Here is a 25,480-nt window from a genome sequence, read left to right on the forward strand (position 1 = left end):
GTCACTTGATGGTGCTGCGAATGCGCGCGAGCTCGGCGTTGAAGAGCTTCACCTTGTCGGGATCGTATTCGCTGGAGAACTTCTCGATGACGGGCTTCACCGCCTCCTGCATCCGCGCATATTCCGCCGGCGCGATCTCGTTGAACTGCATGCCCTTGGCCTTCAGCTCGCCGAGCGCCCGATCGGCGGCGAGTTTGGTCTGCTCGCGCTGATACTGGACCGTCTCCGCGTAGGTGTCGCGGAACATCTTCTGCTCCTCGGGCGACAGCTTGTCCCAGAACTTCTTGCTCACGATGATGATGTTCTGGGTGAAGGTGTGGTTGGTCGCCGAGACGTATTTCTGCACCTCGTAGAATTTGTTGGACAGGATGACGCTGTAGGGATTTTCCTGGCCGTCGACCGTCTTGTTCTCGAGGGCGGTGTAGAGCTCGCCGAACGCCATCGGCACCGGGTTGGCCTTGAAGGCCTTGAAGGTCTCCAAATAGACCGGGTTCGGAATCACACGCAGCTTCAGGCCGGCGAGATCTTCGAGCTTCGCCACCGGCCCTCTGCTGTTGGTGACGTTGCGGAAGCCCAGGCCCCAATAGCCGAGCGCGATCAGGTCCTTCCCTGGCAGGAGGTCCATCATCGTCTTGCCGAACGGTCCATCGGCAAGCGCGGTCGCCTGGTCGAAGTTGGCGACGCTGAAGGGGAAATCGAACAGGCCAAGATCCTTGACGACGCTGGCGAGCGAGGTGGTCGACGCCGAGAAGATTTCCTGGGTGCCGCCCCGGACCGCCGATTGCTGCTGCAATTCGTTTCCGAGTTGGGACGCGGCAAATTCGCGGATCTTCAGCTTGCCCCCGCTCTTGGCGGCCAGGACCTCGGCAAATTTCTGCACGCTGAGGCTGACGGGGTGGTCGGTGTTGTTGAGGTGCCCCCAGCGGATCGTCCGCTCCTGCACCTGCGCAGCCGCAGGTAGCACGGCGAGAACTGCCCCCACCGCGATGACGGCCCAGCCCAGCATTTTCCTCTGCATGCCCACCTCCCTCGATCACGCCGCGGTCTGAGGCCGCGCCTTTTGGCGAGCATAAACATAGGGTATTATCGGAGTCAAAGGAGGAAATCGTTTTCATCATATGAATTTTAGATTATCATATACTACGACGGGAGACCAGACGATGCCCTTGATTGACAAAGAGGAATCGGCGATCGGCGAGGACTGCTATCGCAGAATCCGAGCTGACATCGTTTTCGGACGGCTCAAGCCAGCCCATCGGCTCAGGCTCGAAGCGTTGCGCGAGAGCTATGGCGTGAGCGTCAGCACGCTGCGCGAGATCCTGAGCCGGCTGGCGGCGGAAGGCTTCGTGGCCGCAGAAGGCAAGCGCGGCTTCGAAGTTGCCGGGGTGTCCGCCGATAATCTGCGCGAGCTCGCCGGCTTGCGGCTGCTGCTGGAGTCGCACGCCATGGCGGTCTCTTTCGCCAGCGCCGACGTCGAATGGGAGGGGCGCGTCGTCTCGGCCCATCACAAGCTCGCCTCGACGGAGCGGCTGATGGACTCGGGGATCGGCGAGCCGGAGCAATGGAAGCGCTATGATGGCGAGTTTCACCAGGCGCTGATCTCGAATTGCGGGTCGCGCCTGCTGATGGAAACGCATAGCCTCGTCTTCGACAAATACTTCCGCTACCAGATGGTGGCTTTCCGCTATCGTGGCGCCGAGCCGGCCGAGCAGCACAGGGCACTGCTCGAATGCGCGCTGAGGCGCGACGCCGAGACGGCGCAGAAGGTGCTCTGCGCGCATGTCAACAACTGCGTTGCCGATGCGCTCGCCAACAGCTCGCTGCGCTGAAGGAGTGCGCGGTGACGGCGAGGATCATCGCTGCCGACAAGGTTCAAACCGCAGTGCCGGCAGGCGACGTGCTGGGCGAGACGCCCTTGTGGTGCAGCCGCTTAAACAAGCTGTGGTGGATCGATATCGACCGCCGGCTTCATCAATCGTTCGATCCGTCGACTGGCGCTCACCGGACAACTCGCCACGATTGCCGGTTTCTCGGAAGCCAGGCGCTGGTGTCGGACGGCTCACACATCCTCGCGCAGGATCTGGGGCTGTTTCGCTACGATGCTGCAAGCCGGGAATCGAGCCGCTTCTGCGAAATCGAGACGGGGCGCGACAATCGGCTCAACGACGGACGGGTCGATGCGCGGGGCCGCCTGTGGATCGGGACGATGGACAATGATCTGCACCGGCCGAACGGCTCGCTTTATCGCGTCGACGGCAGTACAGCCACGCCGATGTTCGCGGAGGTCATCGTCAGCAACGGAATTGCGTTTTCGCCCGACAATCGCACGCTCTACTTCACCGATACGCGGCGATACTGCACCTGGCAGTTCGACTTCGACCTCGATGATGGCGTGATCGGCAACAGAAGACTGTTCGCAGACTATACCGCCTCGAAAGAGCGACCGGACGGCGCCTGCGTCGACGTCGATGGCGGGGTCTGGACCGCGTTCTTCTCCGGCGGCCGGATCGTGCGCTATCGGCCGGACGGCCGGATCGACACGATCATTCCCCTCCCCGTGACCAATCCGACATGCGTCTGCTTCGGCGGCCGTGACCTGACGACCATGTTCGTCACCACCGCAAGAAAATTCCTCGATCCCATGCAATTGGACCGAGAGTCCGAAGCCGGCCATCTGCTCGCCATTCACGGCATCGCGCAGGGACTTGCCGAACACCGGTTCGCCGCTGGTTGATTCAGCGCAGCGGGGCAGGATCGAATCAAGCGGAGCTTCTGGCTGGGGCGGGAGGGATCGAACCTCCGAATGGCGGAATCAAAATCCGCTGCCTTACCGCTTGGCTACGCCCCAACTGGCGACCGGGGGCGGGCGGAAGAACTGGCTACCGCAGATTCCCTCGGGTCGCAGCCGGTCTATAGGGAGCGGGGCGGCATTTCAACCGCCTGGAGGGGCAAAATACCGCGGCCTGGGAAGACCGGCCGAAGGATCCGCGTCTCGCTCTACTCTATTATGAGGCCCGACAACCGCCGGGCCCCCCCGCCGGCCAGCGCCATCCGTTCCCGCCATTGAGACCGCCCCCGTTTCATGGGAATACGGCACCAATATTTGTCCACGGGAGTGAGCCATGACCTACCGCGCGCCGATCTCTGACATGCTGCTGTCGCTCAACCACGGCGCGGGGCTCAAGGCCGCCGTGGCGGCCGGCCATTACGGCGATTTCGACGCCGACATTGTCGCGGCCGTGCTGGAGGAAGCGGGGAAGTTCGCGTCCGACGTGCTGGCGCCGCTCAACCGCGTCGGCGACGAGCACGGCATCAAGCTGAGCGACGGCAAGGTCACGACCGCGCCGGGCTGGCCGGATGCCTACAAGCGTTGGACCGAGGGCGGCTGGAACGCCGTCTCGGGGCCGGAAGGCTTTGGCGGCCAGGGCCTGCCACTCGCGATCAACGCCGCCTGCACCGAGATCTGGAGCGCAGCCAATGTCGCCTTCGGGCTCTGCCCGCTGCTGACGGCCTCCGCGATCGAGGCGCTGGAGGCACATGGCAGCGACGAGCTGAAAAAGATCTATCTTGAGAAGCTCGTCTCCGGCGTATGGACCGGCACGATGCAGCTCACCGAGCCGCAGGCCGGCTCCGACGTCGGCGCGCTGCGCACCCGCGCCGAGCGGCAGGCCGACGGCACCTATCGCATCAAAGGGACGAAGATCTTCATCACCTATGGCGAGCACGACATGACCGACAACATCGTGCATTTCGTGCTGGCGCGCCTGCCTGACGCGCCCGCCGGCACCAAGGGGATCTCGCTGTTCCTCGTGCCGAAGTTCATGGTCAACGAAGATGGCTCACTGGGGCAGCGCAACGACATCTATGCGAGCGGCGTCGAGCACAAGCTCGGCATCCATGCTTCGCCGACCTGCACCATGACCATGGGCGATCACGGCGGGGCGGTCGGTTTCCTGATCGGCGAAGAGAACCAGGGCATGCGCTGCATGTTCACGATGATGAACCAGGCCCGCCTCGGCGTCGGCCTGGAGGGCGTCGGGGTCGCCGATCGCGCCTACCAGCAGGCGCTGTCCTACGCCCAGGAGCGCAAGCAGGGCCGCGCCGTCGGCAGCAAGGGCGACGGCGCGGATGCGATCTTCGTCCATCCCGACGTCAAGCGCATGCTGATGCGGATGCGGGCGCAGACCGCCGCGGCGCGCACCATCTGCTATGCGACCGCCGTCGCGATCGACGTTTCCATCCGCGCCAAGGACGCGAAGGTGCGGGCCGATGCGGCCGCACGCGCGGCGCTGCTGACGCCGATCGCCAAGGGTTATTCCACCGACATCGGCAACGAGGTCGCCTATCTCGGCGTGCAGGTCCATGGCGGCATGGGCTTCATCGAGGAGACCGGCGCGGCGCAGCATTATCGCGATGCCCGCATCACCGCGATCTACGAAGGCACCAACGGCATCCAGGCGATCGACCTCGTCACGCGCAAGCTCGCGGCCAATGGCGGCGCGTCGGTATGGGCGCTGCTCGACGAGCTCTCGGCCACCGTCAGCCAGGTCGAGGCTTCCAACGATCCCGCCTTCGGCACCACGGCCACCAAGCTGCGCGAGGCGCTGGACGCGCTGACGCGCACCAGCAAATGGCTTTTGGAGCGGGTTGCCTCCGCACCGAACGAGGCGCTCGCGGGAGCTACGCCTTATTTGCAGCAGTTCGGCGCCACGCTCGGCGGCTGCATGCTGGCCTCCGAAGCGCTCGCCGCCAAGGCCGACGGCATCACGGACGCCGCACGCTACGTCTCGCTCGCCCGCTTCTTCGCCGAGAACATCACCGTGCAGGCGCCTTCGCTCGAGCGCACGGTGACGGAGAGCGCGGAATCGGTTGCGGCGGCGGATGCGGTGCTGCTGGGATAAGGCGGCGGCTGCCTGCCCCACAACCAATGTGTCCCGGCCTCCGTCGGGACGGCACCGCGTTTTTGACGAGGACCTTCCCTTAGTTCGCGAGTGGCTCGGTGCGGCCGCATCGTCACCGGACGGATGTCCCGCCGATGCCAGCGAGGTCCCGGCGGGCCGACCGATGAACGTCACGACCACCCGCAACACCAGCCCCATTATCGCGAGCGTGGCGGTCAGCATCGCGGAACGGAAGCCGATGCTGCCGGTCAGCGACAGCCGCTGCGGCAATCATCGATCGAGCAATCAGTCAAAGGAAACGGCACCAGGCGCGATCATGCCCCACAACCAGCAGTTTTTCAAGTGAACCATTGTAGCCCAATGTTGCAACGCGCGACAGCGCGTGACGATGCGGCCGGCGGCCTGTGCTGACGACACAAGATCGGGATCGAAAAGCTTGAGCAGCGCATTGGCACGCCTGCAAGATGATGTAGGCTGACCTTTCGTGAGACACGCCAAAGGCAAGCGCCGTGGCGACCGCAGGGGGCTCTCATGCCGAATGGCAATATCGTCGTCACCGAAGAGCGTGGAACGCGCGTGATCACCCTGCGTCGTCCGAGCAAGAAGAACGCGATCACGCAGGACATGTATCAGGAGATGAGCCGCGCGATCGACACCGCGCAGAACAACCCTGATATCCGCTGCATGATCATCACCGGTGGCTCCGGCGTGTTCACTGCCGGCGACGACATCGAGGATTTCCTGAAGGCCGACGCCTCGCACCCCGAAATGCTGTCGAACGGGGCCAAGTTTCTCTATTCGCTCGCCCTCAATGCCAAGCCGATCATCGCGGCCGTGGATGGCGTCTCGATCGGCATGGGCACCGTGATGCTGTTCCACTGCGACTATGTGCTCGCCTCGAACGCTGCGACCTTCTCCGCGCCCTACATCCATCTCGGGCTCGTTCCGGTCGGCGCGGCCAGCCTGCTGGTGCCGAACACGATGGGCTACCAGCGCGCCTTCGCGATGCTGGTGATGGGACGGACTTTTTCCGCCGCGGAGGCGCATGCCGCAGGCTTCGTCAACACCGTGGTCTCGCCCGGACACACCGAGGTCGAGGCGCGCAAGGTGGCGCGCGAGATCTGCCGGCTGCCGGCCGAGGCGGTCGCGACCTCGCGCAGACTGCTGCGCGCCCTGCCGGAGGAGTTGACCCGCCGCATCGACCAGGAAGCCCATTTGTTCGGCGAGCGGCTCAAGTCGGAAGAGGCGATTGCTGCGTTCAACGCGTTTGCGAATAGGAAGAAGCGGTAGGGCGAGCACTCGGCTGTCACCCTCCCCTGGTGGGGGAGGGTCGCTCGCGCGAAGCGCGAGCGGGGTGGGGTGAGCCGCACGAAGACTCTCGCCGGGATACGAACCTTGCCAGCACCTGCTCACAGGATGGTCTGTCGCCCCGCCCCGGTTCGCATTTCATGCGAACCGACCCGCCCCCTCAAGGGGCGGGCGGGAGCGTGCGGCACGCGCGGTGCTTCAACAAAAGAGTTTCGTGAAATCTTTGCGCGGACCGACTAATCTTGTTCCATGCGATATCGATCCATCCTTGCTGCCCTCGCTCTCGCCAGCACCCTCCCCGCCTCAGCCGAGACCGCAGCCCCGGTCGAGCTGCGCATCCTCGCGATCAACGATTTCCACGGCAATCTGCGGCCTTCGCCAGGGGGCATTCGCATCAATGATCCCGAGGACAAGGCCAGGAAGGTGATGGTGGCGGCCGGCGGCGCCGAATACATGGCGACGCTGGTGAGGCAGCTGCGCGATGGACACAGGAACACGATCTTCGTCGCCGCAGGCGATCTGATCGGCGCGAGCCCGTTCCTGTCGGCGATGTTTCACGACGAGCCTTCAATCGAGTCGCTCTCGAAGATGGGTCTTGCGATTAGTTCGATCGGCAATCACGAATTCGACGAGGGCAAGGCCGAGCTCTTGCGGATGCAGAACGGCGGCTGCCATCCGGTCGACGGCTGCCAGGGGCCGCATCCCTTCACGGGCGCCAAATTCCACTATCTCGCGGCCTCGACCATCGAGACCGCGACCGGCAACAGCGTGCTGCCGCCGTACGAGATCAGGGAGTTCGACGGCGTTCCCGTCGGCTTCATCGGACTGACGCTGAAGGGCACCGCCGGCATCGTCTCGCCCGCCGGCATCGCCGGTCTCGAATTTCGCGACGAAGCCGAGACAGTCAATGCGCTCGTGCCGCAATTGAAGGGGCGTGGGGTGGAAGCGATCGTCGTGCTGATCCACGAAGGCGGCGAGCCCACCGGCGACTACAACGAATGTCCCGGCATCTCGGGTCCGATCGTCGACATCGTGAAGAAATTCGACCGGGCCGTCGACATCGTCGTCAGCGGCCACACCCACCGCGCCTATGTCTGCGATATCGATGGACGCCTCGTCACCAGCGGCGACAAATACGGCACGCTGGTCACCGCGATCGACGTCAAGCTCGATCCCGCAAGCCGCGACATCGTCAGCGCCAGGGCCGAGAACGTCATCGTCGCCAATGCCTCGCTTGCGAAAGATCCGGACCAGACCGCGCTGATCGAGGCGTACGACAAGCTGTCGGCGCCGATCGCCAACCGGCCGGCCGGATCGGTGACGCAGACGCTGTCGCGCATTCCGAACGAGGCCGGCGAAAGCGCGCTCGGCGACGTCATTGCCGATGCGCAATTGCTTGCAACCCGCGATGCCAAGGAGGGCGGCGCCGTGATCGCGCTCACCAATCCCGGCGGCATCCGCACCGACATCGTTCCCAAGGAGAACGGCGCGATCACATTCGGCGATGTCTTCGCCAGCCAGCCGTTTCGCAACCGCCTCGTCACCATGACGCTCACGGGCCGCCAGCTCAAGGACTTGCTCGAGCAGCAATGGTCGGACCCGAAGCGGCCACGGATCCTCCAAGTGTCGAACGGGTTCAGCTATGCCTGGGATGCGGCGAAGCCATTCGGCGAGCGCGTGATCGCCGACAGGATGAGTCTCGGCGGCAGGCCGATCGAAGCTGGAAGCGGCTACCGCGTCACCCTCAATGATTACCTCGCCGTCGGCGGCGACGGCTTTACCGTCGCCAAACAGGGTACCGCGCCACAATATGGCGGTTACGACGCGGACGCGCTGTTCGCGTTCTTCCGAGCGCATGGGCCGATTGGACCGCTGCCGCCTACCCGCATCCTGCGCGTGAATTGATCCGGATCGAACGGGCGGGCCCGGGACGGCCCTTTGCCATTGCCGCCCAAACGCCTAGATTTGGGTTTTGCATTTGCGTTTTGGCGCCGGATGCGCCAAGCGACGGCAAGAGCCCGCATCCCATGAGGCCGACCTGATGAGCACGCTTCTCCTCTCCCACAAGGCCTGCCTCGACCACGTCACTCCGCCGGGACATCCTGAAAGGCCGGATCGCCTGCGCGCGGTGGAGGAAGCGCTGTCGCACGAGCGTTTCCAGTTTCTGGTGCGCGACCAGGCTCCGGAGGGCGATCTCGATCTGGTCACGCTGTGCCACAACGAGCATTACGTCACCGAGTTGCGCCACATCGCGCCGACCAGCGGCCAGGTCTACATCGACGGCGACACCTCGATGTCGCCGGGCACCTGGGAAGCGGTGATGCGCGGCGTCGGCGGCGCGGTCGCGGCAACCGAAGCGGTGATGACGGGCCAGCATCGCAACGCCTTCGTCGCGGTGCGCCCGCCCGGACATCACGCCGAGATCGGCAAGCCGATGGGCTTCTGCTTCTTCGACAATGTCGCTATCGCGGCGCGCCATGCGCAGCGCAAATACGGCATCGAGCGCGCGGCGATCGTCGATTTCGACGTGCATCACGGCAACGGCACGCAGGACATCTTCTGGTCGGACCCGACCGTGATGTACTGCTCGACGCACCAGATGCCGCTGTTCCCGGGTACCGGCGCCAAGAGCGAGCGCGGCGACCACGACACCATCGTCAATGCGCCGCTCGCGTCGGAGGACGGCGGGCCGGAATTCCGTTCCGCGTTCGAGCATCTGATCCTGCCGCAGCTCGAAAAATTCAGCCCCAAGCTGCTCGTCATCTCAGCAGGTTTCGACGCGCATTACCGCGACCCGCTCGCCTCGCTGAACCTACGCGCCGAGGACTTTGCCTGGGTGACCCGCAAGCTGATGGACCTCGCCGACAAGACCGCAGGAGGCCGCATTGTTTCGGTGCTCGAGGGCGGCTATGACCTGCAAGGACTGAAAGAATCTGTTACGGCGCATGTCGGCGCCCTGATGGGCGCGTGACGCACCCGCCACATTAAGCCCGCAAAATTCTGCTTTTTCTCATGTGAAGCGAACCGGGCAATCGGAAACGGATATGGCCGAAAATACCCAAATCGACGTCTCCAGGCTCACCTTCGAGCGCGCGATCGAGGAACTCGAAACGATCGTGAAGCGGCTCGAAGACGGCAAGGTGCCGCTCGAGGAATCCGTGACGATCTATGAGCGCGGCGAGGCCCTGAAGCGCCGCTGCGAGGATCTACTGCGGCAGGCCGAGGCGCGGGTCGACAAGATCACCACCGATGCCAGCGGCCAGGCCACCGGCACCGCGCCGCTCGACGTCCAGTAAGCTAAAGGCCTCCCCTCGGTTTCTGACCGCTGTAATAGGGCAGGTTTGGAGCGTAGCTGCACCTTTCGTGATCGCACCCTCGCCGTCCATGAACGTGGGCTCCAGCCGGTGCGGCCGGTACCGGAATCCGGGTCCTGAGAGACCAAAAAAGACCCGATTCTGGCCAAAAAAGCCCGCGAAGGATCCGGCAGGCCCGGAACCCTGCGTCACGGGCCGCAGTTAACCACTCCGGCCCGCCGGTTGCACCTGCATACCCCCAATCGGCCCAGCGGGTTGGCTTTGGCCCAAGGTTTGGTGTAAAGCTGCGCGGAGTGTGGCTTTTTGTAAGCCTTGCGTGGGCATCGATTACCGACGACAAGGGCTTCAAACTGCTAAAGAATTGGCTGGGACGGGCGAAGCCGATCTAAGTGACAGGGATCACAGAGACTGAACCGGAGCGCACTTAAGCTTACCTAAGCTGAAGACGGGGCCTTGCCCCATGCAGGTGGCTCCGACGGTTTGAGGACTCGCGCTGCGCCGATATTGAGCAAACCCATCGCGCACCGGAATGACCTTCCGGCGCTGACAAATTGGAAATCGCCGTGAACGCATACAGTAAAACGCCGCTTCTCGACACCATCCGGACGCCGGAAGACCTGCGCAAGCTGAAGATCGAGCAGGTTCGCCAGGTCGCCGACGAGCTGCGGCAGGAGACGATCGATGCCGTCTCGGTGACCGGGGGTCACTTCGGCGCGGGTCTCGGCGTCGTCGAACTCACGACCGCGATCCATTACGTCTTCGACACGCCGCGCGACCGGCTGATCTGGGACGTCGGCCATCAGGCCTATCCGCACAAGATCCTCACCGGCCGGCGCGACCGCATCCGCACGCTGCGCACCGGCGGCGGCCTGTCCGGCTTCACCAAGCGCAGCGAGAGCGATTACGATCCGTTCGGCGCGGCGCATTCCTCGACCTCGATCTCGGCCGGCCTCGGCATGGCCGTGGCGCGCGATCTCTCCGGCGGCAAGAACAACGTGATCGCCGTGATCGGTGACGGCGCGATGTCGGCGGGCATGGCCTACGAGGCCATGAACAATGCCGGTGCGATGAACTCGCGCCTGATCGTCATCCTCAACGACAACGACATGTCGATCGCGCCGCCGGTCGGCGCCATGAGCGCCTATCTGTCGCGCCTCTACTCCGGCAAGACCTATCGCACGCTGCGCGATGCGGCCAAGCAGATCAACAAGCGCCTGCCCAAGATCATTGCCAACCGCGCCAACCGTGTCGAGGAGTACTCCCGCGGCTTCATGATGGATGGCGGCACGCTGTTCGAGGAGCTCGGCTTCTATTACGTCGGTCCGATCGACGGTCACAATCTCGATCACCTTCTGCCCGTGCTGAAGAACGTGCGCGACATGGAGGAAGGACCGATCCTGGTCCACGTCGTGACGCAGAAGGGCAAGGGCTATGGCCCGGCGGAAGCGTCCGCCGACAAGTACCACGCCGTCGTCAAGTTCGACGTCGCGACCGGCACGCAGGCCAAAGCCAAGCCGAACGCGCCGGCCTACCAGAACGTGTTCGGCCAGAGCCTCGTCAAGGAAGCGCAGAAGGACGACAAGATTGTCGCCATCACGGCGGCCATGCCGTCGGGCACTGGCGTCGACATCTTCAACAAGGCGTTCCCCGACCGCACCTTCGACGTCGGCATCGCCGAGCAGCATGCGGTGACGTTCGCCGCCGGTCTTGCGACCGAAGGCTACAAGCCGTTCTGCGCGATCTACTCGACCTTCCTCCAGCGCGGCTACGACCAGATCGTGCATGACGTCGCAATCCAGAGCCTGCCCGTCCGCTTCGCCATCGACCGCGCAGGCCTGGTCGGCGCCGACGGCGCGACGCATGCCGGCTCGTTCGACAACGCCTATCTCGGCTGCCTGCCGAACATGGTGATCATGGCGGCGGCGGACGAGGCCGAGCTCGTGCATATGGTGGCGACGCAGGTCGCGATCGACGACCGTCCGAGCTCGCTGCGCTATCCGCGCGGCGAAGGCCGCGGCATCGAGATGCCCGAAGTCGGCATCCCGCTCGAAATCGGCAAGGGCCGCATGATCCGCCAGGGCAGCAAGATCGCCCTGCTCTCGTTCGGCACGCGCCTCGCCGAATGCGAGAAGGCGGCCGACGAGCTCGCAGCCCACGGCCTGTCGACCTCGATTGCGGATGCGCGCTTCATGAAGCCGCTCGACACCGAGCTGGTGCTCAAGCTCGCCCGCGACCATGAGATCCTGATCACGATCGAAGAAGGCTCGATCGGCGGCTTCGGCTCGCATGTCGCCCAGTTCCTGACCGATCAGGGCGTGCTGGACACCGGCATGGTCAAGTTCCGCTCGATGGTGCTGCCCGACGTGTTCCTGGATCACGATACGCCCGCCGCGATGTACGCCCGCGCCGGTCTCGACGCCAAGGGCATCGTCGCCAAGGTGTTCGAAGCGCTCGGCAAGGACGTCAAGGCCGAGACGGTCAAGCTGGCTTGATGCTCACCTCTCCCGCTTGCGGGAGAGGTGACGCGTCGGGTGAGGGCTCTTTCCTCTCGGGGGTTCTCGATCGAAGACATCCTCTCCCCAACCCTCCCCGCAAGCGGGGGAGGGAGCAGAGCACGCCCCGCGGCTCGGGTCTCGATCCACGATTTTCGGGCTTTATCTCCCATGAAAATCTATCTTGCAGGCCCCGACGTATTCCTGCCGGACGCGATCGAGATCGGCCGCCGCAAGATCGATATCTGCACGGCTCACGGTCTCACCGGCCTCTATCCGCTCGACAACGCGATCGACCTCACCGCGCCCGACGCTTCGCGGCAGATCTTTTGTGGCAACGAGGCGATGATGAACGAGGCCGACGCCATCATCGCCAATCTCACGCCGTTCCGCGGCGCAGGCGCCGATCCCGGCACCGTCTACGAGCTCGGCTACATGGCCGGGCGGCGTAAACTCTGCCTCGCCTATTCCAATGACGGCGCCGCCTATGCCGACCGCGTCGGCCGTTTCATGGACGTTACCTCCGAGGACGGACGGCTGGTCGATGCGCAGGGACTGACGGTCGAGGATTTCGGCCTCGTCGACAACCTCATGATGATCCATGCGCTGGAGCGGCATGGCTGCCCGCTGGTGACGCCGGCCGAGATGCCGATCGATGTCTGGCACGATCTCGCCGCTTTCGAGGCTTGCGTCCGGATGGCGGCTGCGCGATTGATCGCTACATAAGCAGCTCAGTCGTGCCCATGAGAGCGTAATGTCCACTCCCCGCAAGCGCGCGGACGTATTGCTGGTCGAGCGCGGCTTGTTCGAAAGCCGGGCGCGGGCGCGCGCGGCGATCGAGGCCGGGCTGGTCACGGCCGACGACAAGCAGGTGACCAAACCATCGGAGACGATCGCCGAGGACGCGGTGATCCAGGCCGAGCCGGCCCACCCCTATGTTTCCCGCGGCGGCGTCAAGCTCGCCGGCGCGCTGGAGCATTACCCGATTGAAATCGAGGACCATGTCTGCCTCGATGTCGGCGCCTCCACCGGCGGCTTCACCGAGGTGCTGCTGGCGAACGGGGCAAGCCTGGTGTTCGCCATCGACGTCGGCACCAGCCAGTTGCATCCCTCGCTGCGCGATCATCCAAAGATCGTGTCGATGGAGGAGACCGACATTCGGTCCTACGAAGGCAAGCGCCTGCCGGCGCGGCCCGATATCGTCGTCGTCGACGTCAGCTTCATTTCGCTCAAGGCGGTGCTGCCGGTGGCGCTGTCGCTGGCAGCGGCGCCCATGAGCCTGCTGGCGCTGATCAAGCCCCAATTCGAGGCCGACCGGAAGCACAACAAGAAAGGCATCATCCGCGACACCGCCGTGCACCGGGAGATCTGTGACGACATCGCAGCGTTTGCGGCCTCGCTCGGCTGCATCGACATCGAGGTGTTTCCGTCATCGATCACGGGCGGTGACGGCAACATCGAATTCTTCCTGGGCGCGCGGCGTGGTTGAGCGCCTGACAATCGATCATGTCGGCCATCGCGGCGACGGCGTCTCGCTGGCGACGGGCGAAGCGATCTATGTGCCCTATACGCTTCGAGGCGAGACCGTCGAGGTCGATCATGCCGCAGGCCATCATCCCGATCGCCGCAAGCTGCTCGCGGTGGACGTCGCAAGCCCCGAGCGCATCGAGCCGTTCTGTCCGCATTTCGGCGTCTGCGGCGGTTGCGCCATCCAGCATTGGGCGGCTGAGCCCTATCGCGCCTGGAAGCGCGGCATCGTGGTCGAGACGTTGGCGCAGGCCGGCGTGGATTGCGAAGTGACGCCGCTGGTCGATGCGCACGGCGCCGGCCGCAGACGCATCACGCTGCACGGCCGGTTCGGCACGCATGACATCCTCAAGGTCGGCTTCTCCGCGACGAGCTCGCACGACGTCATTCCGATCCATCGCTGCCCCATCCTCGATCCCGCGCTCGCCGGCGCGCTCGATGCCGCCTGGGCGCTCGCCGAGCCGCTGACGTCCAAGGTGCCCGTGACGAAACCGCTCGACATCCAGGTCACCGCCACGGCCAACGGCCTCGACGTCGACGTGCGCGGCTCCGGCCCGCTGCCGACGCCGCTGGTCACGGCGCTGTCGCGCGTCGCCGATCAGCACCGCTTGGCACGACTGACCCGGCATGGCGAGCTGGTGCTGCAACGCCTGCCGCCCACGGTGAAGATGGGCCGCGCGGAGGTGACGCTGCCGCCGGGCTCGTTCCTGCAGGCGACGGTGGTGGGCGAAGAGACGCTGGCCGCGCTCGTCGCCGAGCGCGTCGGCAAGGCCAAGGAGGTTCTCGACCTCTTCTGCGGCGTCGGGCCGTTCGCGTTGAGGCTGGCCGAGAAGGCGCGCGTCACCGCCTATGACAGCGACGCCGGCGCGATCGCCGCGCTCGCGAAAGCGGCGCGCACGCCCGGCCTGAAGCCAATCAAAGCCCAGCCACGCGACCTGTTCCGCCGCGCCCTAGTACCGCAGGAGCTGCGCGACTTCGACGCGGTGGTGTTCGATCCACCGCGCCAGGGCGCGCAGGCCCAGGCGCTGAAGCTCGCCGCAAGCAAGGTGCCCATCGTGATCGCCGTGTCCTGCAACGTCGCGACCTTTGCCCGCGATGCGCGACTGCTGATCGACGGCGGCTACCGGCTGGACGCGGTGGTGCCGGTCGACCAATTCCGGCACACGCCGCATGTGGAGCTGGTTGCGCGGTTTACGCGCTAAAGCGCAATGAGAGCAGGATAAATCGCCGCGCTTTAGGTCTTGTTTTGAGCATGATCTTTTCGGAAAACCGCTGCGCACTTTTCCGGATCATGCTCTAGCGCCGCAGGCCGCCCAATGCGGGCGACTCGCCGGGGAGCATCGAGGAGTTGATGTCGCTGTCCATGCGTCCCGATTGCTGCTGGCTGAAACCGGCGCCGAACGACAGGCTGAGATTGGGGGTCGGCTTGAACTCGACACCCGCGAACGCACCATAACCGGGTGCGGCGTTGGAGGTGAGCGGCGCCAGCGAGCTGCCGATGCCGTTGCCGTACTTCAAGGTGTCGAAACCGGCGAAGAACGTGACAGGCAAACCACCTGCCGCTTTGGTGGCGTAGCCGAACTGCGTGCTGTCATAGGACAGCGCGCTGAAATTGCCGGCCGAGCCGGCCTGGTTGAGCCGCTCAAACCAAAATTGCCGCGCTCGCTGCCAACAAAGAAACCATTCGCATAGCTGGTGCGCCACCCCGCATCGCCGGCATTGAAGCTTGAGAAGCCGCCGTAAGTATCGGAGCTCTGGCCGGCACCTCCACTGAGGCCGAAAGGCCCGCCGGGGATCCAATATCTCAGCGGCGCAACTTGCGCATGAGCCGGTGCGCCGGTCAGGCAGAGCACTGCGAGAGTTGCAAGTGCACATGAAGCTGCGAGGTTGAACATTCAGATGACCGTCAAGAGTTTTGCAAATTATACTCGTCGAACATGACCAATGCCAGCGGAGCGATCCGGCCGACGTCACGGCGCGGGGCTCCCGGAGAGTTGCACCTGATGTTCCCCGATCCCTTGCTCACCCCGCCTGACACCCATTCTTGCGGAGGTACCGGGCGTTCAGGCCGTGGTGCTCGGCGGCTCACGCGCGTGGGGTAACGTGCATCCCTCCTCCGACTACGACGTCGGGCTATGCCGAGCTCGCGGCCGCACGTACGCACGTAACGAGCGGACCCACGTCGCGGGATGCCTCTACAGGATGAGGCGCAAGGGGGCTTGAGGACGTTCGTGGAGCGGCCACCGAAATGGTGAGAGGCAGCTTTCAGGCGGTCTTGTCGACCGAAGACGAGGAGTCCGCCGGCGGATATTTCGTCACCGGCACCATGAAAGATTTTGTGCCGACCTGATAGATGACCTTGCCATTCTGTCCGTCGTCGGTTGCGATCTGCGCCTGCCCGAACATGATGACGTTCTTGTAGACGGTGCCGGTGCCCTGGCGGGTGACGCCGTCGGTGGTGACGCTGACCTGGGCTTCTTTGCCGTTGACCGAGAGCACCTTGAAGCTCGCGCTCTTGCCGTTATCGCTGGAATAGCCGCCCCAGCTTCCCATGAGGCGGCTGTCGGAAGCCGGCGGTTCCTGCTTCTCGAGATTGGCGGTCTGCTTGCCAGCGCCGCCCGCCGAGAACAACAGCACCATGCTCTTACCGTCCTTGGTGCCCACCGTGACCCCGCCAAAGGTGATCAGCGAGCCATTGACCTCGGCAAAGCCCCGCTCGGTTTGCCCGTTATGGGTGTACTCGACCTGCGCCCGGGCACCGCGGATGTTCACGACCTTGAAGCCGACGGGCTGGTTGTTGCCGACCCAATTGCCCTTCCATTCACCGAGCAACTTGCTCTGGTGAAAGACTCGCTCATTGGCGGGCGAAATCTGGCTGCTGCTCGACGTGACGATGGCCATAGTCTGCTCGGTGGACGGGTTCGACGAACCCGCTCTCGATCGCGCCCGACAGCAGGGTCAAAACAGCAATCGGGAACGAACTGAAACAATCGGATTAGGGCCATGTGCCGGTTAACGAGCGGTTAAATTCGACCGTCGGGTGGGATGAGGCGAAAGGTCCCAATCGCGCTATTAGCGGCCCCAGCGGTCCGACCAGATCTTCTCGCCGATCATGCAATTGACGCGCGGCTCCTTGTCCGCAACCCGCATCACGGGGCGCTCCGGCCTGCGGCCGGCGACCTCCATCAGCAGCTTGGTGCGGATCGCTTCCTTGAACTTGTCGCGGTCCTTGATCGTGATGACGAAAGAGCCGGGACCGCCGATGACGCAGTCCTCGTAGTAGAAATCGAGATTGTCGATATCCATGGTCGAATAGGACGGCTCCTTGACCATGATCGGCAGACCGTTGATGACGATGCCCTTCTCCAGCGCGGCATCGCGCGCCACCGTGACCGGGCCGCCATTGTTGTTGGGGCCGTCGCCGGAAATGTCGATCACGCGACGCAAGCCCCGGTAGGGATCCTCGTCGAACAGCGGCATCGCGAATGTGATCGCGCCGGAGATCGAGGTGCGCGAGGCGCGCCGGATCGGCGTCTTCATGATCTCGGCGGCGACCGCATCCGCGGTCTCGGGGCCGTCGACCAGCCGCCAGGGGATGATGATCTTCTGGTCGCTGGAAGCGGCCCACTCGAAATAGGTCACGGCGATGCGGCCGTTCGGACCGAGCTTCAGTGCCTGGAGGAATTCCTTCGACTGGATTGCCTGCGCGTAGCCTTCGCGCTGGATCGCGAGCTCGTCCATGTCCATGGAGTAGGACACGTCGACGGCGAGGATCAGTTCGACGTCGACCGCCTGCGCATCCTTGTCGGCAACCGGCCGCTGCGCCTGGTTCTCGGGCAGCTCGAATTTTGGTCCTGGCGCCGCGATGCCCGCGACGTCCCCTCCGGCAAGCACGCCGGCCACCAGTACAGCCCCGATCGAGAACAGCAAGCGCATCGCACCAGTCTCCCGTCGTATGACGCGATGGTGACATGCAATCGCCTTGCCGCAAAGTGCGAAGATCGCTTGCGCTTCACATTCGAGTTAGGATCGGCCCAACGCAAAGCTGCCGCGCTGTTGCCGCGCTCGCGCCGCCGGAACACCAGCGATCACATACGCACCGTCACTCCGGGGCGCCTCGCAGAGCCGAGCCCGGAATGTCGAGATTCCGGGGTCTCGCTCGCGAGCCTTGGTTCGCGATCCTTGGAATGACAGGTGTAATGATGTGGTGTGTAGGGACACTTCCCGCCCACTTGTCCGGCGCAATTTCCATGCTAGGCTGGACGCACAGATGGGGATGGAGTCCCCCGACAACCGCCCGGCGGTCGATGATCGTAGTGGGCTGATGACTCCTGCTTGAGGTGGGGCAATCTTTAGGCCTCCGCCTTTGGTGGGAGCATGGACCAACCCGCCGATGGCGGGTTTTTTGTTGCCTGGTGACGAAGGCCAGCAAGCCAGGGCAGGAGAAGGCGAAGACGTGACGACGACGACACCGAATGCTGAGCGCGCCTCACTGCCCAGGGGAATCTGGGTGCTCGGCTTCGTCTCGATGCTAATGGACATCTCCTCCGAGATGATCCATGCGCTGCTGCCGGTCTATCTCGTCACCGTGCTCGGCGCCTCCACGCTCACGGTCGGTTTCATCGAGGGCATTGCCGAGGCGACCGCCTCGATCACGAAAATCTTCTCCGGCGCCCTGTCGGACTGGCTTGGTCGACGCAAGCTGCTCGCCGCGCTCGGCTACGGGCTAGCCGCCTTCACCAAGCCGCTGTTTCCGCTCGCGTCGAGCGTCGGGTGGCTGGTGGCGGCGCGCTTCATCGATCGCGTCGGCAAGGGCATTCGCGGCGCGCCGCGCGATGCCCTGATCGCCGACATCGCTCCTAACGGGCTGCGCGGCGCGAGCTTTGGCCTGCGACAATCGCTCGACACGATCGGTGCCTTCGTCGGGCCGCTCGCGGCCATCGGCCTGATGTGGTGGACGGCGGATAATTTTACGATCGTGTTCTGGGTTGCGGTGCTGCCGGCCTTCCTGTCCTTTGGACTGATCGCACTTGCCGTGCACGAGCCGGCGGATCCGAGCCGGGAGCCTGCGAAGAACCCGCTCAATCTTGCCGCGATGCGGCAGCTCGGATCCGTCTACTGGCGCGTCGTCGCGGTCGGCATCGTCTTCACGCTCGCGCGCTTCAGCGAGGCCTTCCTGATCCTGCGCGCACAGAACATCGGGCTCAATGCGATGTGGGTGCCGGCGGTGCTGGTGCTGATGAACGTCGCTTATGCGCTTTCGGCCTATCCGGCCGGCGTGCTGTCGGACCGGATCAACCGGACCGGCCTGCTCGCGCTCGGCCTGGTCTTCCTTGCCGGCGCCGACCTCGCGCTGGCACTGCTCCCGAGCCTTGCAGGCCTCGCGCTCGGCGTCGTGCTGTGGGGGCTGCATATGGGATTGACGCAAGGTCTGCTCTCGGCCCTGGTCGCCGACGCCGCGCCGCCGAGCCTGCGCGGCACCGCGTTCGGCTATTTCAACCTGTTCACGGGTCTGGCACTGCTGGCCGCGAGCGTGATCGCCGGCGCGTTGTGGGATGCCTATGGTCCGGCAGGCACGTTTCTGGCAGGGCTCGGCTTTGCGCTGATCTCGCTCATAGGACTGCTTGCCGTCGGCAACGGTCTGGCAGCGGAGCAGAAATGATGACGGGGAGCTTTTCGTCGTGCTGAGTGGAGCGCTTGCGATCATGATCGGGAGCGTGCTCGGCGGCTGCGCGCGCTATTTCGTGTCCGGCGCGATCGCGCGGCGGCTGGACGAGACGTTTCCGTGGGGTACCATGACGATCAACGTCACCGGCGCCTTCCTGATCGGCATTTTTGGCGCGCTCGCGGCCCATCCCGGCTCGGTGTTCGCCACGCCCAACCCTTGGCTGTTCGCGGTGACCGGCTTTCTCGGCTGCTACACCACAGTGTCCTCGTTCAGCCTGCAAACCCTGACGCTGGCGCGGTGCGGCGAGCCAATGCACGCACTCGGCAATGTCGTGTTCTCGGTCGGGCTGTGCCTCGCCGCCGTTAGTTGCGGCTTTCTCCTTGCGGACAGTCTTGGAGGATAGCAGCACATGACCGTCCCCTCCTCCGCCGATCGCTGGCGTAGCGCGATACTCTACGCCTGGGTTGCCGCCGGCAGCATCGTCGGCGGGCTGACCCGCTATCTCGTCGGTCTCGCGCTCGACACCGGGCCGGGCTTTCCCTTCGCCACGCTGTTCATCAACGCGACGGGATCGCTGATCATCGGCTTCTACGCGACGCTGACCGGCCCCGACGGCCGCGTGCTGGCGCGCCCAGAGCACCGACAGTTCGTCATGACCGGGTTCTGCGGCGGCTACACCACGTTCTCCACCTTCAGCCTGGAGACCTTCCGCCTGCTCCACGGCGGCATGAAGTACACGGCACTTGCCTATGTCACGGCGTCCGTCGTCTGCTGGCTGGTGTCGGCATGGCTCGGGCATATGATGGCGAGCCGCACCAACCGCTTGACAAGGAGCTGACCATGCAAGTCCCCGCTCAGGCAGTTTCGCTCCGGATCTTCATCGGCGAGAGCGACCATTTCGACGGCAAGCCGCTCTATGAAGCAATCGTGATGACGGCGCGCGAGCGGCACCTCGCCGGCGCCACCGTGCTGCGCGGTCCGATGGGCTTCGGCAGGTCGAGCCGGCTGCACACGTCGAAGATCCTGCGACTTTCCGAAGACCTGCCGCTGCTGATCGAGATCGTCGACAGCGAGGACAACATCAACGCATTCCTGCCCATCCTCGATGGCATGATGTCGAGCGGCCTGATCACCTTGGAGAAGGTGCAGGTCCTGCAATATGGTGCGAAGGTCGCGAGCTGATCGCTCCAGCAGGAACCCGAGCCCGCCGTGTCCGGGAGGCGGAATGAACGACACCGTTACCACACCGAAAACCAGGACGAAGACCAAGGTCGAGCGACCACGGCTGCACAAGGTCATCCTGATCAACGATGACTACACGCCGCGCGAATTCGTCACGATGGTGCTCAAGGCCGAATTCCGCATGACCGAGGATCAGGCCTACAAGGTGATGATCACCGCGCACAAGCTGGGCGCCTGCGTCGTCGCCGTGTTCACCAAGGACGTCGCCGAGACCAAGGCCACGCGCGCCACCGACGCCGGCCGCGCCAAGGGCTATCCGCTGCTGTTCACGACCGAGCCGGAGGAATAAGGCTCAGCTCACCAGCGCATGCGTTTCTTCCGCCAGCCCGTACACGCGCTGCGCCTTTGAAAATCCTGCGATTGGAAATTCTCCGAGCTCGTGCCAGTCGTGGTGGCAGACATTGGCAAAACCCTCCGAGGCGACGACAGTCCGCCCCAGCCGGCCCGTGATCTTCTCCAGCCGGGCCGCGAGATTGACGGCGGGGCCAATGCAGGTGAAGTCCAGCCGGTTGCCCCCGCCGATATTGCCGTAGAGGATGTTGCCGACGTGCAGCGCGACGCCGAAACGGAAGCGCTCGACGGCGTCGCCGACCGGAAACGCGAGCGACTCCACGCTGGCGCGCGCTTCGCGCGCGGCCTCCAGCACGCGCGCGCAGACATGGGCAGCATCGCCGACATATTCATCGATCGGAAACACCGCGAGCAGGCCGTCGCCCATGAATTTCAGCACCTCGCCGCCATGGCCCCGGATCGCGGTGACCTGGCAGTCGAAATAATGGTTGAGGATCGCGACCACCGTCTCGGCCGGCAGCCGGTCCGACAGCGCGGTGAAGCCGCGCAGGTCCGAGAGCCAGATCACCGCCTGCATGATGTCGGTGTGGCCACGGCGGATCTGGCCCCCGAGAATGCGCGCGCCGGCGCGGTTGCCGACATAGGTATCGAGCAGCATCTCGGCGGTGCGGCGCAGGCTGATGATCTCGCTGACGCGCGCCAGCGGCGCTATGATGGTTCGGATCGCCGCGATGTCGTCGTCGCTGAAGCCGCCGGGATGCTGCGTGACCCAGCTCGTCGCGTGGATGGAGCCATCGAGAAACGGCACCGGCACCGCGATGTAGTCGGTCGCGCCTTCGGCACGCATGTCGTCGAGGAACGGAAATCGCTTGCTGTCGGGATCGCTCGCGCGTCCCCTGACCTCCAGCCCCTGCTCGAAGACGATGCGGAGCGGGCTGCGGGCGAATTCGGGCGTGTCCAGAATATCGAAATCGACGCTGCCGATTTCGACCTCCTCGCCCTGCCGCCATATGAAGTTGCGACCGAAGATTTCCGGATGCAACGTGCGGATGAAGATACCGAAGCGCCACAGCGGCAGGCCGGCCGCGACCAGACGTTCGCAGAAATCGGCGATCATCTCGGCCGGCTCTTGCGACGACCAAGCGCCGTCGATCAGCCAGTTGGTAATGCGCTGGAGCTCGGAGCTGTTCATGTCCGCATTTGCGGACGAAGTTGTGGGCCCGTCAAGCTGCGCGGAGAGCTAGTGCTGCGACACCAACGCCGGCGGCGGCGTTCACCTCTACCCGTCGGGGAGAGGTAAAAAACTAGCGTCCCACCTGCCCGCGATCGCGCAAAAAGTGATCGGCCAGCACGCAGGCCATCATGGCCTCGCCGACGGGAACGGCACGGATGCCGACGCAGGGGTCATGGCGGCCCTTCGTGAAGATCTCGGTATCAGCGCCCTTGCGATCGACCGTGAGACGCGGCTGGAGGATCGACGAGGTCGGCTTCACTGCGAAGCGCACCACCACCGGCTGTCCGGTGGAGATGCCGCCCAGAACGCCGCCGGCATGGTTGGAGAGAAAGCGCGTGCCGTCGTTGCCGGTGCGCATCTCGTCGGCGTTCTCCTCGCCGGTCAATTCGGCCGCGCCAAAGCCGGCGCCGATCTCGACACCCTTCACGGCGTTGATGGTCATCATCGCGGCCGCCAAATCGGAGTCGAGCTTGGCATAGATGGGCGCGCCAAGGCCCGCCGGCACGCCTTCGGCGACAACCTCGATCACCGCGCCGATCGAGGAGCCGCTCTTGCGGATGCCGTCAAGATAGGTCTCGAAGAAGGCGGCCTTGTCCTTGTCGGGACAGAAGAACGGATTTTTCCCGATCTCGTCCCAGTCCCATTTGGTGCGGTCGATCTTGTGCGGGCCCATCTGCACCAGCGCGCCGCGTACCCTGACGTCGGGCAGCACTTTTCGTGCGATCGCACCGGCGGCAACGCGCGTCGCGGTCTCGCGCGCCGAGGAGCGCCCGCCGCCGCGATAGTCGCGCAGGCCGTACTTCGCCTCATAGGTGAAGTCGGCATGACCGGGTCGAAACTTGTCCTTGATCTCGGAATAGTCCTTCGAGCGCTGGTCGGTGTTCTCGATCAGGAGCCCGATCGGGGTGCCCGTCGTCACCTGCACGCCGGTCTCCGGATGCGCCATCACGCCGGACAGGATTTTCACCTGGTCCGGCTCCTGGCGCTGGGTGGTGAAGCGCGACTGGCCCGGCCGGCGGCGGTCGAGGTCGCTCTGGATGTCGCTCTCGCTGAGCGGGATCATGGGAGGACAGCCGTCGACCACGCAGCCGATCGCCACCCCGTGGCTCTCGCCGAAGGTGGTGACACGGAACATGTGGCCGAATGTGTTGAAGGACATGCTTGGCTGTCGCCTGTGCTTAGTTTTTATATAAACGTTGTATGTCAACGTCGTAGCCCCGAGGGCCACGGCATTCAACCCTAGTTCCGTCATTCCGGGGCGATGCAGAGCATCGAACCCGGAATCTCGAGATTCCGGGTTCGCCCTTCGGGCGCCCCGGAATGACGAAAATCTCGCCTAACTGAACTTCTCCAGCCGGCCGTCGCGGAACACGTAGACGGCGCCCTGCTGGATATAGAGGTCGGCAGCGCTGGCGGGGGTCTCGATGCCCAAAGCCACCATCAGGGCCCGGCAGGTGCCGCCATGGGCGACCGCGACGGTATCGACCAGAAGCGACTCGTACCAATCGAGGACGCGCAGCTGTACGGCCGCATAGGTCTCGCCGCCAGCGGGCGCGACCGTCCATTTGTCGGCGAGGCGCCTTGCATAGACATCAGGATCGGAGGCCTCGCTTTCGGCCAATGTCAGCCCCTCCCACGTGCCATAGCCGATCTCCCGCAGGCGGTCGTCGAGCGAGTAATCGGCAAGCGGCAATTCAAGCTTGCGGCGGACCAGTTCCATGGTCTGGCGCGCACGTCCCAGCGGGCTCGAGACATAGGGCAGCGCCGCCTTGTCCTTGCCGTCGCGCCTGAACAGACCGGCCAGAACGTCAGCCGCGTGCGCGGCCTGGCTGCGGCCACGTGCGTTCAGCGGGATGTCCTGAGTGCCCTGAAGCCGCCCGAGCGCGTTCCACTCGGTCTCGCCGTGGCGCAGAAAGTAGATCGTAGGCACGGGCATTGCCGCTGAAAGTTAGTCCTTGCCACCCAGCGAGATATCAGGCGCGTCCGGGCGCTTCATGCCGAGCACGTGATAGCCGGAGTCGACGTGGTGAACCTCGCCGGTCACGCCGCGCGACAAGTCGGAGAGGAAATACAGCGCGCTGCCACCGACGTCTTCGGTCGAAACGTTGCGCCGCATCGGCGCGTTGTACTCGTTCCACTTCAGGATATAGCGGAAATCGCCGATGCCGGACGCGGCGAGCGTCTTGATGGGACCTGCCGAGATCGCGTTGACGCGGATGTTCTTCTCGCCGAGATCGGCGGCGAGATAGCGCACGCTGGCTTCCAGCGCGGCCTTGGCCACGCCCATGACGTTGTAATGCGGCATCCATTTCTCGGCACCGTAATAGCTGAGCGTGATGAGCGAGCCGCCGTCCGTCATCAGCTTCTCGGCGCGCTGCGCCACCGCGGTGAACGAGTAGCAGGAGATCAGCATCGACTTCGAAAAATTCTCCTGCGTGGTGTCGATATAGCGGCCGTCGAGCTGCTCGCCATAGGCGATCGCGTGCACCAGGAAGTCGATCTTGCCCCATTTCTCCTTCAGCACCGCGAAGGCGGCGTCGATGGTGGCAGCGTCGGTGACGTCGCAATGGCCGAGCACGAGACCGCCGACCTCCGCGGCGAGCGGCTCGACGCGCTTCTTCAGCGCATCGCCCTGATAGGTGAAGGCGAGCTCGGCACCGGCCGCGCGGCATGCCTTGGCGATGCCCCAGGCGATCGAGCGGTTGTTGGCAACGCCGAGGATCACGCCCCGTTTGCCCTGCATCAGACCTGAATTCTGCGCCATTTCTCAACGTCCCATCGAGCGGGTTAAGGTCTGGAGGTACACCAGCCCTCCTTCGCGGTACAGTCCTAATACACGGCGTTTACGCTGTTTCGAGCGCCGGAATAGCCGTTTCATTCGGGTGTTATGATCGTTGAGGCGCTCGCGCCGGACACCGGGACGTGAAAACCGCAATGAATGCGTTTCGCCAGAGCGTGGAAGCCATGATCCCGGCGTTGCGCCGCTATGCCCGCGCGCTCACGCGCGATGGGGATGCGGCCGACGATCTGGTGCAGGATACGTTGGTGCGCGCGCTGCGCTCCGAGCGCTTGTTCCTCGGAGGCGACGTCAGGAGCTGGCTCTACACGATCCTGACCAACCTCAACAAGAACCGGCGGCGCTCACTGGCGAGGCGTCCGCAATTGATGCCGCTGACGGAAAACAACCCGGACGCCAGCGGGACCGAGGCCGAAGGGCGCGATATCGAGAAGGCGCTGGCCACCCTCGTCGAGGAGCAGCGTTCGGTGCTGCTGCTGGTGATGCTGGAGGGCATGAGCTATCGCGAGGTCGCCGACATCCAGGGCGTGCCGATCGGCACCGTGATGTCGCGCCTGGCGCGCGCCCGCGCCCACGTCAAAGCCTCGCTGAGCGGCGAGCGCCCGGCGCTCAGGCGGGTGAAATGATGGCAGAGTTGATGCATCGCGTGTTGTCCGCCCACATGCCGATGGAGCGAGCGACTTTGAGCCACGAAGAACATTTTGGG

General features: G+C 64.6%; 25 protein-coding genes, 1 tRNA gene, 1 pseudogene and 1 riboswitch. Of the genes and pseudogenes, 18 read left to right on the plus strand and 9 right to left on the minus strand.

Annotated elements, in window-relative coordinates; translation table 11 throughout:
* Position 1: 1 nt before the first annotated feature.
* Positions 2-1,018 (minus strand): TRAP transporter substrate-binding protein, encoded by a 1,017-nt coding sequence (locus IVB01_RS30575; protein ID WP_247279203.1) that lies wholly within the window; start codon positions 1,016-1,018, stop codon positions 2-4.
* A gap of 142 nt (positions 1,019-1,160) precedes the next feature.
* On the opposite strand from IVB01_RS30575, the gene IVB01_RS30580 reads away from it, so the two are divergent.
* Together IVB01_RS30580 and IVB01_RS30585 are read left to right on the plus strand one after the other, a co-directional pair.
* Positions 1,161-1,829 carry a GntR family transcriptional regulator gene (locus IVB01_RS30580; protein ID WP_247449665.1) on the plus strand — a complete coding sequence of 223 codons (669 nt, stop codon included), beginning with the start codon at positions 1,161-1,163 and terminating at the stop codon, positions 1,827-1,829.
* Positions 1,830-1,840: 11 nt separating this feature from the next.
* Positions 1,841-2,734 carry an SMP-30/gluconolactonase/LRE family protein gene (locus IVB01_RS30585; protein WP_247279201.1) on the plus strand — a complete coding sequence of 298 codons (894 nt, stop codon included), beginning with the start codon at positions 1,841-1,843 and terminating at the stop codon, positions 2,732-2,734.
* A gap of 39 nt (positions 2,735-2,773) precedes the next feature.
* Here IVB01_RS30585 and IVB01_RS30590 read toward each other — a convergent pair.
* A tRNA-Gln gene (locus IVB01_RS30590) sits at positions 2,774-2,848 on the minus strand.
* Positions 2,849-3,122: 274 nt separating this feature from the next.
* Here IVB01_RS30590 and IVB01_RS30595 point away from each other — a divergent pair.
* The 10 genes from IVB01_RS30595 to IVB01_RS30640 all read left to right on the plus strand — a co-directional run bounded on the left by IVB01_RS30595 (position 3,123) and on the right by IVB01_RS30640 (position 14,744).
* Positions 3,123-4,901 (plus strand): acyl-CoA dehydrogenase, encoded by a 1,779-nt coding sequence (locus IVB01_RS30595; RefSeq protein ID WP_247279200.1) that lies wholly within the window; start codon positions 3,123-3,125, stop codon positions 4,899-4,901.
* 163 nt (positions 4,902-5,064) lie between these two features.
* The gene (locus IVB01_RS30600) at positions 5,065-5,247 is read left to right on the plus strand and encodes a hypothetical protein (protein ID WP_247279199.1); all 183 of its coding nucleotides are present in this window, start codon (positions 5,065-5,067) and stop codon (positions 5,245-5,247) included.
* 185 nt (positions 5,248-5,432) lie between these two features.
* The gene (locus IVB01_RS30605) at positions 5,433-6,191 is read left to right on the plus strand and encodes an enoyl-CoA hydratase-related protein (protein ID WP_247495131.1); all 759 of its coding nucleotides are present in this window, start codon (positions 5,433-5,435) and stop codon (positions 6,189-6,191) included.
* A 267-nt stretch (positions 6,192-6,458) separates the two neighbouring features.
* The gene (locus tag IVB01_RS30610; RefSeq protein WP_247279197.1) at positions 6,459-8,114 is read left to right on the plus strand and encodes a bifunctional metallophosphatase/5'-nucleotidase; all 1,656 of its coding nucleotides are present in this window, start codon (positions 6,459-6,461) and stop codon (positions 8,112-8,114) included.
* Positions 8,115-8,250: 136 nt separating this feature from the next.
* Entirely contained in the window at positions 8,251-9,180 is a 930-nt protein-coding gene (locus tag IVB01_RS30615) for a histone deacetylase family protein (protein WP_247450155.1), read from the plus strand.
* 73 nt (positions 9,181-9,253) lie between these two features.
* Positions 9,254-9,505, plus strand: coding sequence for an exodeoxyribonuclease VII small subunit (locus IVB01_RS30620; protein WP_008551229.1), 252 nt, complete (start codon positions 9,254-9,256; stop codon positions 9,503-9,505).
* A gap of 581 nt (positions 9,506-10,086) precedes the next feature.
* Positions 10,087-12,015: a 1-deoxy-D-xylulose-5-phosphate synthase gene (dxs, locus tag IVB01_RS30625; protein WP_247279195.1), complete on the plus strand. Its 1,929-nt coding sequence runs from the start codon at positions 10,087-10,089 to the stop codon at positions 12,013-12,015.
* A gap of 171 nt (positions 12,016-12,186) precedes the next feature.
* Entirely contained in the window at positions 12,187-12,741 is a 555-nt protein-coding gene (locus IVB01_RS30630) for a nucleoside 2-deoxyribosyltransferase (RefSeq protein WP_247279194.1), read from the plus strand.
* A 28-nt stretch (positions 12,742-12,769) separates the two neighbouring features.
* On the plus strand, positions 12,770-13,504 hold the full coding sequence (locus IVB01_RS30635) for a TlyA family RNA methyltransferase (RefSeq protein ID WP_247450152.1): 735 nt from the start codon (positions 12,770-12,772) through the stop codon (positions 13,502-13,504).
* On the plus strand, positions 13,497-14,744 hold the full coding sequence (locus IVB01_RS30640) for a methyltransferase (RefSeq protein WP_247279192.1): 1,248 nt from the start codon (positions 13,497-13,499) through the stop codon (positions 14,742-14,744). The genes IVB01_RS30635 and IVB01_RS30640 overlap by 8 nt, the downstream gene beginning before the upstream one ends.
* Before the next feature lie 94 nt (positions 14,745-14,838).
* Here IVB01_RS30640 and IVB01_RS30645 read toward each other — a convergent pair.
* The 3 genes and pseudogenes from IVB01_RS30645 to IVB01_RS30655 all read right to left on the minus strand — a co-directional run bounded on the left by IVB01_RS30645 (position 14,839) and on the right by IVB01_RS30655 (position 17,478).
* A pseudogene (locus IVB01_RS30645) lies at positions 14,839-15,437 on the minus strand (hypothetical protein).
* A gap of 370 nt (positions 15,438-15,807) precedes the next feature.
* Entirely contained in the window at positions 15,808-16,443 is a 636-nt protein-coding gene (locus IVB01_RS30650; protein WP_247279191.1) for a hypothetical protein, read from the minus strand.
* A gap of 171 nt (positions 16,444-16,614) precedes the next feature.
* Positions 16,615-17,478, minus strand: a complete 864-nt coding sequence (locus IVB01_RS30655) for a DUF1194 domain-containing protein (RefSeq protein WP_247279190.1) — start codon at positions 17,476-17,478, stop codon at positions 16,615-16,617.
* Between the two features lie 327 nt (positions 17,479-17,805).
* Positions 17,806-17,883, plus strand: a riboswitch (Fluoride riboswitch).
* 115 nt (positions 17,884-17,998) lie between these two features.
* Here IVB01_RS30655 and IVB01_RS30660 point away from each other — a divergent pair.
* Genes IVB01_RS30660 through clpS form a run of 5 tightly spaced genes read left to right on the plus strand, consistent with a single transcriptional unit; the run spans position 17,999 to position 20,741 of the window.
* Positions 17,999-19,204, plus strand: coding sequence for an MFS transporter (locus IVB01_RS30660; RefSeq protein ID WP_247279189.1), 1,206 nt, complete (start codon positions 17,999-18,001; stop codon positions 19,202-19,204).
* A gap of 19 nt (positions 19,205-19,223) precedes the next feature.
* Positions 19,224-19,613, plus strand: a complete 390-nt coding sequence (crcB, locus tag IVB01_RS30665) for a fluoride efflux transporter CrcB (RefSeq protein WP_247495132.1) — start codon at positions 19,224-19,226, stop codon at positions 19,611-19,613.
* Between the two features lie 6 nt (positions 19,614-19,619).
* Positions 19,620-20,048, plus strand: a complete 429-nt coding sequence (gene crcB, locus IVB01_RS30670) for a fluoride efflux transporter CrcB (RefSeq protein WP_247279187.1) — start codon at positions 19,620-19,622, stop codon at positions 20,046-20,048.
* A 2-nt stretch (positions 20,049-20,050) separates the two neighbouring features.
* Complete coding sequence (locus IVB01_RS30675) at positions 20,051-20,392, plus strand: DUF190 domain-containing protein (protein ID WP_247279186.1); 342 nt, start codon at positions 20,051-20,053, stop codon at positions 20,390-20,392.
* Between the two features lie 43 nt (positions 20,393-20,435).
* Entirely contained in the window at positions 20,436-20,741 is a 306-nt protein-coding gene (gene clpS / locus IVB01_RS30680; protein WP_247279185.1) for an ATP-dependent Clp protease adapter ClpS, read from the plus strand.
* 3 nt (positions 20,742-20,744) lie between these two features.
* Here clpS and IVB01_RS30685 read toward each other — a convergent pair whose 3' ends face one another.
* The 4 genes from IVB01_RS30685 to fabI form a co-directional block, all read right to left on the minus strand.
* A complete protein-coding gene (locus tag IVB01_RS30685) occupies positions 20,745-21,935 on the minus strand; it encodes an adenylate/guanylate cyclase domain-containing protein (RefSeq protein ID WP_247279184.1) in 1,191 nt (396 codons plus the stop codon).
* Between the two features lie 112 nt (positions 21,936-22,047).
* Entirely contained in the window at positions 22,048-23,136 is a 1,089-nt protein-coding gene (gene aroC / locus IVB01_RS30690; RefSeq protein WP_247279183.1) for a chorismate synthase, read from the minus strand.
* Positions 23,137-23,313: 177 nt separating this feature from the next.
* Positions 23,314-23,913 (minus strand): histidine phosphatase family protein, encoded by a 600-nt coding sequence (locus IVB01_RS30695; RefSeq protein ID WP_247279182.1) that lies wholly within the window; start codon positions 23,911-23,913, stop codon positions 23,314-23,316.
* A gap of 12 nt (positions 23,914-23,925) precedes the next feature.
* The gene (fabI, locus tag IVB01_RS30700) at positions 23,926-24,741 is read right to left on the minus strand and encodes an enoyl-ACP reductase FabI (RefSeq protein ID WP_247279181.1); all 816 of its coding nucleotides are present in this window, start codon (positions 24,739-24,741) and stop codon (positions 23,926-23,928) included.
* Positions 24,742-24,911: 170 nt separating this feature from the next.
* Here fabI and IVB01_RS30705 point away from each other — a divergent pair, with 170 nt between their 5' ends.
* Positions 24,912-25,400: a sigma-70 family RNA polymerase sigma factor gene (locus IVB01_RS30705; RefSeq protein WP_247279180.1), complete on the plus strand. Its 489-nt coding sequence runs from the start codon at positions 24,912-24,914 to the stop codon at positions 25,398-25,400.
* Positions 25,401-25,480: the final 80 nt, after the last annotated feature.

Source organism: Bradyrhizobium sp. 164 (assembly GCF_023073715.1).
Taxonomy (GTDB): Bacteria; Pseudomonadota; Alphaproteobacteria; order Rhizobiales; family Xanthobacteraceae; genus Bradyrhizobium.

What these genes read in the sequence shown, in the direction of transcription:
- IVB01_RS30575 (WP_247279203.1), bottom strand. Translation starts at nt 1,018, where the DNA reads ATGCAGAGGAAAATGCTGGGCTGGGCCGTCATCGCGGTGGGGGCAGTT.
- IVB01_RS30580 (WP_247449665.1), top strand. Translation starts at nt 1,161, where the DNA reads ATGCCCTTGATTGACAAAGAGGAATCGGCGATCGGCGAGGACTGCTAT.
- IVB01_RS30595 (WP_247279200.1), top strand. Translation starts at nt 3,123, where the DNA reads ATGACCTACCGCGCGCCGATCTCTGACATGCTGCTGTCGCTCAACCAC.
- IVB01_RS30600 (WP_247279199.1), top strand. Translation starts at nt 5,065, where the DNA reads ATGAACGTCACGACCACCCGCAACACCAGCCCCATTATCGCGAGCGTG.
- IVB01_RS30605 (WP_247495131.1), top strand. Translation starts at nt 5,433, where the DNA reads ATGCCGAATGGCAATATCGTCGTCACCGAAGAGCGTGGAACGCGCGTG.
- IVB01_RS30610 (WP_247279197.1), top strand. Translation starts at nt 6,459, where the DNA reads ATGCGATATCGATCCATCCTTGCTGCCCTCGCTCTCGCCAGCACCCTC.
- IVB01_RS30615 (WP_247450155.1), top strand. Translation starts at nt 8,251, where the DNA reads ATGAGCACGCTTCTCCTCTCCCACAAGGCCTGCCTCGACCACGTCACT.
- IVB01_RS30620 (WP_008551229.1), top strand. Translation starts at nt 9,254, where the DNA reads ATGGCCGAAAATACCCAAATCGACGTCTCCAGGCTCACCTTCGAGCGC.
- IVB01_RS30630 (WP_247279194.1), top strand. Translation starts at nt 12,187, where the DNA reads ATGAAAATCTATCTTGCAGGCCCCGACGTATTCCTGCCGGACGCGATC.
- IVB01_RS30635 (WP_247450152.1), top strand. Translation starts at nt 12,770, where the DNA reads ATGTCCACTCCCCGCAAGCGCGCGGACGTATTGCTGGTCGAGCGCGGC.
- IVB01_RS30650 (WP_247279191.1), bottom strand. Translation starts at nt 16,443, where the DNA reads ATGGCCATCGTCACGTCGAGCAGCAGCCAGATTTCGCCCGCCAATGAG.
- IVB01_RS30655 (WP_247279190.1), bottom strand. Translation starts at nt 17,478, where the DNA reads ATGCGCTTGCTGTTCTCGATCGGGGCTGTACTGGTGGCCGGCGTGCTT.
- crcB (WP_247279187.1), top strand. Translation starts at nt 19,620, where the DNA reads ATGACCGTCCCCTCCTCCGCCGATCGCTGGCGTAGCGCGATACTCTAC.
- IVB01_RS30675 (WP_247279186.1), top strand. Translation starts at nt 20,051, where the DNA reads ATGCAAGTCCCCGCTCAGGCAGTTTCGCTCCGGATCTTCATCGGCGAG.
- clpS (WP_247279185.1), top strand. Translation starts at nt 20,436, where the DNA reads ATGAACGACACCGTTACCACACCGAAAACCAGGACGAAGACCAAGGTC.
- IVB01_RS30685 (WP_247279184.1), bottom strand. Translation starts at nt 21,935, where the DNA reads ATGAACAGCTCCGAGCTCCAGCGCATTACCAACTGGCTGATCGACGGC.
- aroC (WP_247279183.1), bottom strand. Translation starts at nt 23,136, where the DNA reads ATGTCCTTCAACACATTCGGCCACATGTTCCGTGTCACCACCTTCGGC.
- IVB01_RS30695 (WP_247279182.1), bottom strand. Translation starts at nt 23,913, where the DNA reads ATGCCCGTGCCTACGATCTACTTTCTGCGCCACGGCGAGACCGAGTGG.
- fabI (WP_247279181.1), bottom strand. Translation starts at nt 24,741, where the DNA reads ATGGCGCAGAATTCAGGTCTGATGCAGGGCAAACGGGGCGTGATCCTC.
- IVB01_RS30705 (WP_247279180.1), top strand. Translation starts at nt 24,912, where the DNA reads ATGAATGCGTTTCGCCAGAGCGTGGAAGCCATGATCCCGGCGTTGCGC.